7 protein-coding genes are annotated in these 14113 nt (G+C 30.8%); all 7 read right to left on the bottom strand.

The features are described from left to right. Nucleotides 1-7: 7 nt before the first annotated feature. Nucleotides 8-817 (bottom strand): hypothetical protein, encoded by an 810-nt coding sequence (locus DMB65_RS04005; RefSeq protein ID WP_110305371.1) that lies wholly within the window; start codon nt 815-817, stop codon nt 8-10. Nucleotides 818-828: 11 nt separating this feature from the next. After that, complete coding sequence (locus DMB65_RS04000; protein WP_110305370.1) at nt 829-2829, bottom strand: hypothetical protein; 2001 nt, start codon at nt 2827-2829, stop codon at nt 829-831. A 78-nt stretch (nt 2830-2907) separates the two neighbouring features. Beyond that, the gene (locus DMB65_RS03995; RefSeq protein WP_110305369.1) at nt 2908-6753 is read right to left on the bottom strand and encodes a contractile injection system tape measure protein; all 3846 of its coding nucleotides are present in this window, start codon (nt 6751-6753) and stop codon (nt 2908-2910) included. A gap of 4 nt (nt 6754-6757) precedes the next feature. Then, a complete protein-coding gene (locus tag DMB65_RS03990; protein ID WP_110305368.1) occupies nt 6758-9490 on the bottom strand; it encodes a hypothetical protein in 2733 nt (910 codons plus the stop codon). Continuing rightward, nucleotides 9477-13361 carry a hypothetical protein gene (locus DMB65_RS03985; RefSeq protein WP_110305367.1) on the bottom strand — a complete coding sequence of 1295 codons (3885 nt, stop codon included), beginning with the start codon at nt 13359-13361 and terminating at the stop codon, nt 9477-9479. The genes DMB65_RS03990 and DMB65_RS03985 overlap by 14 nt, the downstream gene beginning before the upstream one ends. Next, nucleotides 13362-13802, bottom strand: coding sequence for a GPW/gp25 family protein (locus DMB65_RS03980; protein ID WP_110305366.1), 441 nt, complete (start codon nt 13800-13802; stop codon nt 13362-13364). It abuts the gene before it with no gap. Then, on the bottom strand, nt 13795-14097 hold the full coding sequence (locus DMB65_RS03975) for a PAAR domain-containing protein (protein ID WP_110305365.1): 303 nt from the start codon (nt 14095-14097) through the stop codon (nt 13795-13797). The genes DMB65_RS03980 and DMB65_RS03975 overlap by 8 nt, the downstream gene beginning before the upstream one ends. Between the last annotated feature and the right edge of the window lie 16 nt (nt 14098-14113).

Here is a 14113-nt window from a genome sequence, read left to right as displayed (position 1 = left end):
GTCTGTCTTAACTAGCAAGAGCAGCAGCATTTGCAGCTGCTAAACCAGCTTGTAAAGATTTTAAATTGATCTGAGCTTTATTTAACTCAGCTGTTTTTAAATTTAACTGATTTAAGGTTTCATTATAGGCATTTTGCATTTTATTAAACTCAGCAACAGAAGATTGATACGCATTATTTAATAACGTTTTTAATGAAGCATTAGGACTATTGGTTTTGTTGTCTGATGTTAATTTGTCATATAATCTGCGAGATTGTACATTTTCTAAAGCTGCTGTATTTAGCACATCCTTGTTAGTTGACTGTGCTGTAAATGTTGCATTTAGAGCTACTAAAGTAAGTGCCACAGCATTGTTGGCATTCGTACCCGCTTTAGTTATCAATGCAATTAATTGATCTGAAATTAGCGGGTTTTGCGCTTTTTTCCGAGTAATTAATCCTGCTAATTTGTTAATCATTTCAGCGGTGTAAATCAGTTTATTAATTACTATAGTCGTATTTTGAGCAACTTCTTTAGTTTTATCATTGGCATGTACAATTTCATTTAAAGCTACTTTTGAGCTGTCTTTTAAATTTAATGCATTTTTTATTACACCATCCATTAAAACAACATTGTTTTTTGCTTGCGTTTTGTTTGCATCTGCTTGTGTTAAAAAGCCTTGGTATGTATTTAATTTGTTTGTTAAAGAAGTGACTATTGCTTGCAATTGAGATACTTCGTCTGTGGCATTTAAAACCTGAATAGTTAAAGAGTCGAGAGTTCTTTTTTTACTTTCGGTAACACCATATTTTGTTTGATTCATTACTAATGTTGACATAGTTGTTTTTTTTAATTGTTATTTTCTGTTGGTTTTGTAGCGTAGTAGAATGTATTGGTATTCTTAAAATCGGAAATTGAGTTTGAAAATTGCACTGTTATCTTTTTTGGACCAGAAGCCATTGATAATATTACAGGAATGTATTCATTTCCTTCGATGAGTGGGTTGCCAAAATTATCCGTGGTGTTTTCAAGTATTGGAAGAGTTACCGATTTTTTATTTGTTTTGGGGTCAATTGTGATTTGATCAGCAGTGGGAACCATATAATTTCCATCTGTAACATTTTCTGCAATCAGTTGGTTAAAAAAGAAACCAGGTTTTGGTGTTGTTTTTTGGCCGTTTTGACTTTCAGAAATTGGATTAATACTTCTTAGATCTATAGAAGTTAACACCTCAATTCTTGTTTTTAAATCATTAATTTGTGTGTCAAGAACATTATCTGTATCGTTTTTCGATGTTCCTTTGGCTTCTGCAATCTCTGAAGTATCATTCTGGTTTAATGCTGTTTGCTTTTCGGTAAGATCGTTCAGTTCGTTAGTTAAACTGTCTAGTAAGTTTTGATTATTGAACTGTTTTATTTCATCTTCTTCGTCTTTAATCTTATTGATTTCATTATTAATTTCAATTACAATTTGCTTTTCTACCGATAGTAAATCTTCGGTTTTAAACATTTGATTGATTACAGTTGAATTGTTAAGCAGAAACATACATCGGTAATCTACTTTTACTGGATTAGGTTCCATTAAATTAAATTGTAATACTTGGGTTGTATAATTTGCTGTATTATCTTTTTGAGGCAAGAAAGAAACGGATATCGAATCAGCATTAGGGCTTTTTAATGGAGTAGTCAAAACAAAAGAAGAGGATGCGGCCGTTAAATAATCTTCAAAATTGTTTAATGATTTTTTATAATCGATTGTAAATTGTGCCAAAACAAATACAACATAGTTCTCTCCTAATGACAAAGTATCATTATTAATATCTTTGATATCATTTATTGAAATAGTCTCTGAAATAGTTTCAAAATTAGTATCATATATTGGATAAGCTATTTCAGGAGTATTAATCAATCCTTCTGCAGTAGCGATTGAAAAAATTGATTTTTCACTTTCTTTTACTACGAAAATGTAATAATTTTCTACAGGATTAACATTGTACGGATAAGTAATTATGCCATTTACTAAAATTTCTATATTGTTATTATAAAAAGGATTTAGATAAGTATCAAATTGAACAGTAAAATCTGAATTGGTTTTCTTTGTAATTTGTAAGTTTAAATTCAATTCGTTTATACTTAGTAAATAGTTTTCTTTAGCGGCATCATATTCTACATTGGCATCTATTAATTCTCCTTCTGCTTTTTTCTGGGCAGTAGCTGCATCGGTAAAGGCTGTGTTTTCAGTAACCTGTAATGTAGTGGTGGCTCCTAATTGATTATTTAAAACAGTTACTAAATCTGTAATGGATGTTCCCGTGATTGTTGCCATATCTGAAACAGTACTAGCTGTTACTTCTGCAGTCCGATAAGATGCATCCATGGCCAATTGAGATGCTACTTCAGCATTGTATGCCGTATCATTCATTAGTTTGTTTACAGCAACTGCTTGGTCATAAATTTGGCTTCCATAATCTGCAGCATTCAAAATACTCACGATACTGCCCATATCACTGGCTAAACTGACTATAGCATTTGTTGCAATTTGAACATTAGCTGCTGCAACCGCAGTATTTGAAACAGATTGTAAATTAAACTGATTTTCCTGGTTGGCAGTAGCTACTACATTGGTGCTAAGGTTGTTATTTTCTACAGCTTCATCTTTAATTGTTTCCTGATCAGCATATTTTTGTTCTGTTTTTTTTAATTTTTCCTGAGCTGTTATTTTTGCATCTTCGGCATAATAAAGCGTGAACATACCCGCATTTAATTGGGCTTGCGTGGTGCTTAATTTTAGTTCTTGTGCTTGCAAGGATGTTGCGACACTTGCGTTTAGATTTTCATTGTAGGAACTCATAATTTTTAGTTTTAATGTTAATATTATTTATTAGTATTCTATTTAAATTGTAAATAGTTATAGTTATCTTTTTATTTATTAGTATGGCCATATTACATGTAATGGTTTTTTCATCCAAGGGTATTTAATGATTGAAAATGAAAAGGGTGATTTGTGTATCAATAGATCATAGACTCTTTTTTCGACAGTTAATTCCCAGCGTTCTTCTTTTTCTATAAGTAATCCATCTCTTACCAGCCAGTTTCCTCTAAAACCTAATATAGAGGTATCTCCAACCTTTGGCCAATGTGAAATAGCAGCTTTAATAAGACCATTGATTAATTCTGATTGTTCTTCAGTAATGCTAATTCTATCCTTTACAGGCGTTGTTATTGGTAATCCACATAAGACTTTATTGAGTGGTAATAAAGATTCTTCTGTTTTTGTCAATCCTGTGATAACGTATTGTATGTAATGAACAGCATTTAATTGAGTTGTACTGTTTTTAAATTTTTTTTCATTTAATAAACCCAATCGGTCCATCAGTATTTCGATATAATTGTTTAATATAACGATACCAGCGTTTTTAACGGGAATAGCAGTAGCTGTTTCCTGATTTGAAAGTGTTTTTGATACTAGCTCTTTTGGAAATTTTATATCTATATTTTTAGTTGTAGTTTTAGAATTTGATTTTATTAATTGATTTAAACTAATTTGTAAAGCAGGAGCAAAGCGGTATTTTATTTTATCTAATTCAAGTAGTATTTCTTTTGTTGAAATATTCTTTTTTTGACTGAGTTCCCATAGTAATTCTTGCCAAATATTTTCAACAGAAAGAATGGTCCAGTTGTTTTCTGTCCATGCAATAATTATTTTTTTTAATAGAATAGTTTGAATTTCTTTACCAGATATGACTTTTATGGACGATTGTCCAAAAGCAGTATGCATACGCTCGACTGTATATAGTTGATGATTGTTTTTGATATTATTCTTAATAACAGCCATTGTTTTTCTAAAATCCATCCAGTCGTATAACTGTTGTTTGTGCAATTGAGGAATTTTATTTTGTTTATAAACAACAATAAAGGGGATAGGGTTATATTCTAATACTTCATGAAATAAATCGAGAGCAGAATTGTTTTTAGTGTTGTTGTACCAAAGGGGTATTTTCTTTTCCGTAATTAATACAACATACAATGCTTCAATTAAACCTTGTTCTTCGCATAATTGTATGTCTTTATTTCTAAAGATTGTGACACTACTGGTTAGATTTGAAAACGAGTTGTTGTATTGTATTAAAATGTCTTTTAGGATTGGACTAATTGTTATCTTATTGGAAATAATAGTATTCATAATTTCATTAGAAGTTATCATTTCCTGCTTTATCATTTGGTTGATCCAATATTCGATAAATGGTTTCCCTATAACTTGTATCGTCTTGTTTTGTTGAATAATTTCCCAGGTTATTTTCCAAAAAGAGTTTTCGATGTTCGCCTTGTTATTCGAATTCATAAAAAACATTATAAATTCATAAAAAGATTTAAGGGTTTCTATTGCTTCTTTGAGTAATGTCGAACTATCATTTGTAATCCATAAACTAAAAATGCTCCAGTCTAAACTAGTTTGTAGTATTTTAATTCGTTTCTCAGTTATGGTATAATTTGAAAGTATTTTTCGTACTTCTGATGGATTGATTTCAAGAGCCATTTGTAGCAAGTCTTTCAGTAGGAATTCCTGATTGTTTGCGACAAATTTTAAAGTTTCGTTTTGAATGCTTTTTGTCAGCCATTCATATAAATTTTCAGTGGTTACCATTTGTCCGTTCAGTAGCATACTTTCTGTACGAACTAAATTTGGCTTTTCTGAAGTGTCTATTGGATGCTTTACAATTTTTTTTTCAGGAATTGGTTGTATTTTGCTTTGAAATAATTTTAATCTTATTTTTTCTAAGTTATTTTCAGAAGCACTGATGTTTTGTATTTTTTCGTGTTTAAAAAGCAGTGTTACAAAAACATCAAAATTGTTTTTTTGAGAAGGAGTTATCAGTTTTAAAAGTTTTGCTAAAACGGCTTCTAAGAACTGAATTGAAGTGTACTCAGTATGCAATAGAATGAGTTTTACACTTATCAGATACAGATTGTCTAAAAGGAGTGAACTAAAATTTCCAGACGCTGAATTTTGATTGATTTCTTTTATTATTCTTTCCAGTGTCTGTACTAAAAGTAATTTTGGGTGATTCCCTTTTTTAACAAATAAAGAAAGCTGTTTTTTATCTAAGATATAAGGAAACAATACTTTTATAGTCTCTTTGTTATTGTGTTGTATTATCGTTTCAAAGCATTGCACTGGGTTAAGTCTAAGCTGTTCAATTATTAATTTTTGAATCTCTAAAGAACGACTTGTGGCAGCTGAGTTAGATCGTATTTTTTGTGCTAATTCTGCTATTAAGTCATTAAAATTTGTAACACGAGTAGCTGTGTGTTTTTCTGAGACTTCATCAATTAAAATAGCGGTTAAATTGGTATATATTTCTAAAGTAGCAATTGTTTTTGAAGACGAAGGAACGCTTACATTGGTCATTCTATTGACAATGCTCTCTTTTAATTCATTGTTTTTTTTACTTAACTCATTAAGGATAAAATTTAGAAATGTTTTATTATCAAATGGGGTATTCTTATATTTTATTAGGAATTGAATTCCAATTTGCCATAAGAAATCAATTGCTATTTTCTCATTCATTTCTTTGTAAAGCTTTTCTATGAAATAAATACTGTCAATCAGCATTTGAGATGCTACAGGAAGAATGGCATGAAAAATATTTTCAAGAGCTTCGTTACTTAAATCTTGGACTACATCCGTCCAAAAATAAATATCCTTACTTAAGGATGAAAAAAGGCTACTAAATTTGGTTTTATTTTCTTTTGAAAGCACAAGGATCAATTCATTAAATTCACTTTTCGAAATACTTTCTTTGCGAAGGGAAGCTGAATTAAAGAGAGTTTTTAATCGTATCCAATAATCTGTTTCGTCTATTGTGGCTATTTCTGTTTTAGCTTTAATAAGTTCATTTTCTTTGGTTAAAAGATTGAGGATTAATATAAAATCGGCTTTTGTACTTGTAGTAACATAAATATGTTGTATGGCCAATTCAATCATATTTAGCAATTCAGAATAAGACACATTATAATGATTTGACATTTGCTGAATACTACTTTTCATAAAAGCAACTTTATTGAAAATAGTTCCTCGATCTGTAAATAAATAATTGAGTATCCAAAACCAAAGATTTTTTTTAAAGTCATTTTCATTAGCAGGGACAAGTGTTTCTTGCTGTTGAATTTTGGTTAATTCTTCAGAAAATTTAATAATCTGATTGTGATTACTGGTTTCTAACCCCTCAATTATTTTTAAAATAATAGATTCCTGTAATTGCCATGCTATTCTTTTTCTAACATTTTCATCTGTTTTTCCTACTTCATTAAGCATTTTTAGTAATGCTTCTTTGTTGGAAATAAATAGAACTTCCATCATTTTATTTAAAGAACTATCGTTTTTATAGTTCCAGGGCATAGCACCAGTTAAAAAATAATGACCAAGCATATCTATTTGTGAGGTTTTCGTATTTGAAATTTCAATGCGATCAGTTCTTTTTTCGGCATTTAGAATCATTGTAAAGAGTTGTTCGCTTAATTGATTGCATAGTTTTAAAGACAAATCTTCTTCTAAAATATTATAATCAATATGACCTAAATCCAAGGTTAATGATGGGATACTCCAGGTTTGACTTTCAGGACACATCTCATCAAAAAGAGCTGTTATCTCATTTGGCATTTTTGTCTTGCTCCAAACACTGATGCGTTGCTGCAATTCATGGGCGTTTTCTTTCTTGTCAAAAGAATTTTCCCATTTAAGCTTTGATATGATATGATTTCCCCGACTTGTCATAAAATTATATTTTAGGTATATTATTTATAATGTTAAACAATGCAGTAGCGGTGTCGGTAGTTTTTTTATAGGCTGAATTGTTATATATTAAATTGTTGTACCAATCAGTATAGGCCGGAATGAAGCTGTTTAAAGTTTCTTGATTTACAAAACGATAGCTGTAGGAAACTTCAATTGGCAAGGTGTTTTCCAAGAATGTATCCAATCGATTCTTAAAATAATCGGTGTTGAAATAAGGGATGTAATCAGGAAAAAGTAAAGTTATAGTTTCTATGCATTCTGAGTTTTCAGGGCTATTTTCGAAATTCATTCCAAAAAAATAATCAGATGCAATAGTAGCAGTCTGTTTCCAGTTTATACTTGTTGTTTGCGTTGTTGAAAGAAGTTCATAAGTAATAGTATCTATAGTAAGAACAATTTCACCAGAGTCTGAATTAGTGTCTATGGTAATTGCATTAGCGTTTTCTAGGAAAGTGTACAAAGCTAAGGTCTCAGCATAGCATAGGGAATCCTTCAATTTATAATAAGGCCCCTTTTCAATAGATGGTGTGATTACTATGGTATGATCAAATGGATATAATAAGCAATTTTCAATGCAAACCAATCCTTTGCGTTCTTTTAAAAACCATAAACATTGCTGAATTTGTTCTAACTGATTCTTACAATCCTGACATTTTTCAGTTTGTTGTAGCGTGTTTTCACAAAACGTACATTTTTTTTCTTCTAAATTATTTAATACGTTCTCTAGGTAATTAATATAAGGTGTTTTCAAACTCAATAAAATGTTGAGTTGTAATTCTAGCGCCGCATAATTAATAAAATCTTGTTTTCTTATTTTTTCAATTTGATCGACTTTATTGGTATTAAATATGAAATCATTTTCAAACTTTTCATTTTTTGGAATAGTGCTATCTTTTTCAGATTCTAAATAAAAACGAACAGAAGCAACATCTATTAATAATTGCTCTATATTTAAAGGTAATGCTAGTTTTATTTCTTCAATTTTTTTTGCCCCCAGATAATTATATCCTTTAAATCTATTATAAGAAAGCAATCCTAAATTTTGAAGGTACAAACTTTTGATAATGATTTTATCTTTAGCACTATTTCCTGTATAGACAGAGCCTTCAATCACTGTATTTATCAATAATGGAGATTCTCCATGTCTTGCTAGTAGATGATCTAACATTTCATTTCTCCTGTTCAGATTGATAGTTTCGTCTTCAATAAGATTCTGTAAGCCTCTTATGTAAGAATTGTAAGGATCATTTTTGAATTTGTTCCAGCTTATTTCTTCCGCTACACTTTTAGCCCTGGCTTCTAGACTGAAATTGAAAGCATCATTATTTTTAAGCAATGGTTTTATATTAGGAATAGTATATAAAGACTGATAAAAATAAGTAGGGGAGAAACTCAAATAAGGTGCAGGATATGCAAGATGCTCTTTTTCATATGGTGTTTTAGAAACATAAAAGTTTTTTAATTCAGAAGGTGTACCGGTTATACCGTTTTTGAATGAGAATAGTTGAGGTATATTGGCTAATTGTGAAAACTGATTTGCTAATACTTGATCAAACAGAGTAAGGTAACCTTTTAATTGACGAGATTGCGCTATTTGAAAATCACTTGCGTTAGAATTAATCGCGTTTTCACCTACTGCATATATCTCTGGAAAGGTATTTTGTATCGAATAATAGGAATTAATATCTCGGAATTTTCCCTTAGGGAGTTTAGATCCTTTATTTATCAAATTAGCAAATGAAGTATCAATTTTTGATAGCGATTCGTATGAAGTAGTTAAACTATTATTTTTGACATTAGTATAAATAATTTCTAATGAACTCAAATCGAAAGAGAGTAATTCATAAGTCGCTGAAGTTACAAAATCACCGCTCTTTACACCATTAATTTGAAGATCTTGAATATTGATTACTCCCTCAACCGACCCAATAATAGTAATGAGATTCTGACTAGTTATGTAATCTTTCTTTTTGCCTAAATTAGCATCACTTATCCATCCATTTCTCAACTCTGGACCATTATAGATGGCATCGGTGCTTTTGCCATCAAGTAGAAGTTGATCATCATTTTCACGAATTACTTTTGGAAAAATGTAATTGTTTATTTGGCTTTCTATTAATGAAAGTATTTTTGAAAGTGCAACTTCATTACTAATTTCTAGCTTTCCGTTTAAAATGTAAGTTGTTTTTTTTAATGGTAAAGGTATTAGAAATAATTCCCCTATATTTCTACGTTTATTTAATCTATAGAAAACGGTATTGCAGATAGTTGTAATAGAAGTTGGGTCATCTACTTTAGGATCGATTGATAAATAAAGCATGTAAACACCTTTTATATAAGAAAGTGTACTTTGTATTGGTACTAGCACTACATTATCAACTTCGCTCACTTCATCTACAATATATTTGATATAGTCTTTTGCCGTAAGTGGAGAAGTCGTTAATATTTCTTCGGGTAAATAAAACTGATCTTTTAAAATCAGTTTATCATCTGAATTGGTTAGGATATCTTGTATTGGAAAATCATTGCAATAGCCTAATTCCGTTAATGCATAACATAGTTGATCCAGTATAGTAACACCTGGATCACTTGGATTTAGGTTGGTCCATTCGTTTCCGCTTACTTTTTGAATATGAGCAAGTCCTTCCTCTTTCAAAGAGTTGAAATTCTGAGTAATCGGAAGCGGTTGATCTATTATGTAATTAATCTCTTTCATTAATAATATGATTTATATTGGAAGCGATTATTAATTCTGGATTTTGATCCAATTGTATTTCGCTAAGGCCTGTTTGTACAATAAAATCTCCAGTTTTAGAAAGTTGACTGGTGTTGAAACTTAATGTATTACTTACATTACTAACCCCTTCTATAGTTTTAATAAATTGAATTACATCATTAGCCTTTAGATTTTCTCCGATTGTAATTTGTGGACTCTTTGTAGCAATCCAAGGCGATAAAAATAATTTTAATGCGGCATTTACTGTTTTTTGCACACCTTCAAATTCATAGTCAGAATTAATTGTTATTGAGGTGTTTATGGTAACGGTTAAGAATGAAAAGTTAACAACGGTAACTGTTGTAAATGCTGAGGTTCGCTCGCTAAGGTAATGTTGTATTTTTTCTTCCTCACAAATGCTAATCATTGGAGCAAAAGCATTATAGTCATTGATATTAATGACTTTTTTTATCACATACACACTAATTGTTTTATTGCCATAAATTGCTTTGGAATAATAAATGTCGTTGAACTCTTGTTGGATAGTACTATAATAATCCATTAGATTTACAACTCTATCTTTTGTTTTTAATCTGTTGCTGACTCTTTTATTTTTACTATTGTTATTTTCCATTGCTTTTCCACCAAATGAAGCAAAAGGCTGTACAATATTGGCAATTTCTGGGATGGCATTTTGAGATTTACTAATGCTGTCACTATCGATTTTTGGTTCGCTTGTATTTACTAAATATTCACTTCCAGAACGAGTTAATAATACACCATTTGTTTTTAAAAAAGTAATTTCTGGATAATTAGCAATCTCACTTTTGGTGGCCAAACAAATCCAATAGTTTTTGCTGTTCATTAAATGGGTCTTATTACTTATATCTTTAGGGAAATTAAAAGCAAGAATGCCTGAACAGCTCAAGTTATTTGTACTGTCTGAAAGTAACGGCAAGAGTTGCCAACCAGAAGAACTCAAATAATAATAGTCGGACTTTGTATCCGTTGGTATATTGCCTTCTTTTCTGCCCAATTCTACATAGAAATTGATAACATTTGGAGCAATAATTTCTTCTAATTCAATATATAAAAAACCTTTGTAATTATGCAAATCAGGGATTACAGGAATTCCTGTTGCTATTTGGGAACTGTTTATATTGTTATCGCCAACGTTGTAATTGAAAACAGGAACTATGGTTGCCGAATCATAAGTTAAGTAATTAATAAATGGAGCATACGTATAGCATTGCAGGGGAAAATCATTTGTTTGAGTTAAGTCATATTTTTGTAGAGCACAATAATTAGCCGTTATTGTTTTTAGTTTTGGTGAAAAAGGGAGCTTGGGTTGAGCTGCTATTTTTTTTGAATCAGTAAATGTTTTTGAAATTTGAAGCGCATTTTGTAAAGCTGTATTGGCTACAATTTCCGGATATATTTCAAAGCCAAAACCATAAGGATTTGGACCTGACAATGCCATTTTTAAGAATCCAGAATCACTTTTTTCTGTAAAAAATAATTCTGAATTTTGAATATTTGGATCAATAGCAATAGTAGTTGTTTCTGTTTCAGAAGTAGTAAGGACTTCTGTTGTTTGAGATATGTTTGGGTCAGATGAAACTTGAGTTGTAGAGGCGTTTGATGCGGAATAACTAAAGAAACTTTTAGTAGTTAGTTCGCATTTTTTTGCTTCACTGTCCGTACTGAATAATAAATTAGCCGTACTATCTGCTTGTGGTACACAATATTCGTTTACGCAATAAGGAGCAGGTTTAATATTATCCTCTTCGTCAACAGATATTCCTTGGTTCAGCATGTTGAAATTTTTCCAGGTTGAATTATTCAGTATTTCAAAATCAACAGTAAAACACGTATTGTTAAAAGGGGTTGTAGCATTTGGATCTACGATGCCCAAAATATCTTTTAGCAATTGTACTATTTCTTTCAATAGTTCAATGATAGTATTTAACAGCTTTTTTATAATTCCGATGGTAATTTTCGCAACTTCTTTTATTACGTTTTCGATTTTTTTAATGATTCCATTCGATTTTGAAGTGTTTGGAACCAATTGGTTTTGAGTTAAAGGAATGCTGGAAAGATAAGTATTGTATTCTTGGTAATAGGTTTGAAAACTTTTAGGCAAAGTATCCCAGGTTAAATCAATTGCAAGCGATTGCAAGGGTTTACTAAATATTTCGTTGCTGCCAATTATAAAACTACTATTAATCGTTGGAGTTGGTCCAAACAATTCAAAAGGCTTTTTAGGATCTAAAGCACCAAAATCATTGTACAATTGAAGAGAATTATTATTTTGAACGGTTACTTTAAATTCAATTGTATTGATAATGGGGATTGAAACATTATTTGTATAACTATCAAATACAATTTTTAATAAAGGCCATTTTGAATCATAACCGTCAGGATTTTTTGTAAATGTTTCAATGGCTGGTTGTGTAGTATCTAATGTGATGTTTAAAGTTAGTGATGAATTAGTACTATTACTCTCTTGAATAGAAACGGGTACGTTAAGCCAATTTTCTTTGGTACTTAGATAAAAATTATCTGTATTCAAAAATTGAAAAGCGGTTGCTTCATTAAAAGTGATCGTTACTTGAATTATTCTATTACCTTCTTTTGCATATAATAATGGAGAAGCAAAAGCAATGCCTAGAGAAACATTCGTAGCATCAGGAGATTGGTTATTACCAAAAATAGACCAACCTTCTATTTTTCCAGTTTCGTCCTTTTGTAATTGAGAGGGAGTAGCTATATTTTGTAAATAAAGTTTAGACGAAGTGTTTTCTATAGTTGTTACCGCTAATGTTTTTGCACATACTATTGTGGCAGGATTTAAAGACACATTCTCATTTGAAGAAAAAATAATAGGATTTTTACTGGCATCAAGGCCAGCATCAAATGAACTCTCTTTTGGTAAAAGGAAAGTACTGTTTTTTTTACTCAAATTTAGGGCTATAAATACGCTATCAGGGAGTGCATTTTTTATATACTGTTTTAGAATGTCTGTGTAATAAAAATCCAAATGTTTTTGAGAAATTTCATTTAACTGTTGGCGATGATGCATCAACAATTGAATAAAAGTGCGTATCAAAATAGTATCAGGAAAAGGACTTCTGGTTTCTTTTAATTTTTCAAAAGAAGCTTTGGCATGCTGTGTAATTGTAGTCATGAAGGTAAATAGTTGATTACCAGTATTTTTTAAGGCGTGAATAAAGTCAATAATTTTGTTTTTAACAAAAGTGTCCTCTAAATCAAGTATTTCCCAATATGGTTTTTTGTCTTTATTTAGCTGCCAAATTGTTGCATCTGCATTTTGAAAAACAGATAAGTCAACACTTTCTACTTTTGCTATAATTTTATGTAAAATTAATTGGCTGCGAAGTGATAATAAAGCCCAAAATTGAGCACTATAAATGTGTTCTACCTGGTAAAATAGATATTTTTTGAGACTAAATTCCTGATTGGTTTTTAATAAAAATCGTATCCAATATTCTAGTTTTAGAAACAATTGAAATATTTGTTCAAACAATGAATGAATTAATTCGCTTATTTTGGTATTGTTTTCATCTCTAAGTAATGATTCTATATGCAAACAGCTGTTTAGGAAAAGAGAGTGCTGTTTTGTGACATTTGTCTTTGCAATAGAAGCCACAATAATGATAGGGTCTTTTAGTAAAAAAGGAGTCCAGTTTCCGTTTATTTGATTGTTGGCATCATAAAAATTAATAAGTGAAGCAAAATCTGCTATAAAACTTAGCCAGTCGCTCTCGGTTCTCCCATCAATTAAATTTGATGATGGAACCAATGCCGCTTCGACCGAGGTTAAAATAGTATTTTGATTCAATGTATTCATTTATCTGCTCCCTAAATTGGTTCCTTCTTTTATGTAAAAAGGAAAAACATAATTGTGTCTTGTATTGGTTTGATTGAAAACATATACAATTCGTATTTCGATTAATCCGGATAAAATAGAAGCAAAAGCAACTGTAATATCGAGTATGCTTATTCTGGGTTCGTTATGTAATAGGGAAAAACGAACTACATCTGCAATTTCTCCCTTTAATGTCTCATCCATTTTTCTAAAAAAAAACTGTTGAAGTCCTGATCCAAATCTTGAATTTAAATTACGTTCTCCAGTATTTGTTAGCAGAATAATTCTAATTGACTCGTTCACATTTTGTTCATAGCCAGAGAGATTCAACTGGTGATTTCCTGCTGAAAAAGTAACAGGAAAGGACCATCCAGAACCTAAAAAATGATTCTCTTCTTTAGTTATAAAATTGCTATTATCCACCTATTATTACATTTAAAGCTCCTAATACAATGCTTCCTCCGTGTGCAGTTGAGTCCCCCATTCTTGCAGCGGGCATGCCACCAATCATTACAGTTGATGAACCTTTTATAATAGAATCCGGAGGTCCCACACACACAAGCGTATCACCAACTCTTGCTGCGGGTAATTTGCAAATTAAAACAGTAGGCTCTCCTGGGCCAATTATAGGGCCTCCTACATGTGGAATAGGAGATGGAAATGCAGGTGTTTGCATTGGACATTGATGAAAATCGGTTATTCTTGCTGCTGGTGGCATATCTTATTTATTTGGA

It is taken from the genome of Flavobacterium cheongpyeongense (genome assembly GCF_003202435.1).
GTDB lineage: Bacteria > Bacteroidota > Bacteroidia > Flavobacteriales > Flavobacteriaceae > Flavobacterium > Flavobacterium cheongpyeongense.
The sequence above is the reverse complement of the archived record's forward strand: the minus strand, read 5'-3'. Positions and strand labels throughout refer to the sequence as shown.

Bases quoted from the DNA above. Each gene is read 5' to 3' on its own strand.
- DMB65_RS03985 (WP_110305367.1), bottom strand. From the start codon at position 13,361: ATGAATACATTGAATCAAAATACTATTTTAACCTCGGTCGAAGCGGCA.
- DMB65_RS04005 (WP_110305371.1), bottom strand. From the start codon at position 817: ATGTCAACATTAGTAATGAATCAAACAAAATATGGTGTTACCGAAAGT.
- DMB65_RS03975 (WP_110305365.1), bottom strand. From the start codon at position 14,097: ATGCCACCAGCAGCAAGAATAACCGATTTTCATCAATGTCCAATGCAA.
- DMB65_RS03990 (WP_110305368.1), bottom strand. From the start codon at position 9,490: ATGAAAGAGATTAATTACATAATAGATCAACCGCTTCCGATTACTCAG.
- DMB65_RS03995 (WP_110305369.1), bottom strand. From the start codon at position 6,753: ATGACAAGTCGGGGAAATCATATCATATCAAAGCTTAAATGGGAAAAT.
- DMB65_RS04000 (WP_110305370.1), bottom strand. From the start codon at position 2,829: ATGAGTTCCTACAATGAAAATCTAAACGCAAGTGTCGCAACATCCTTG.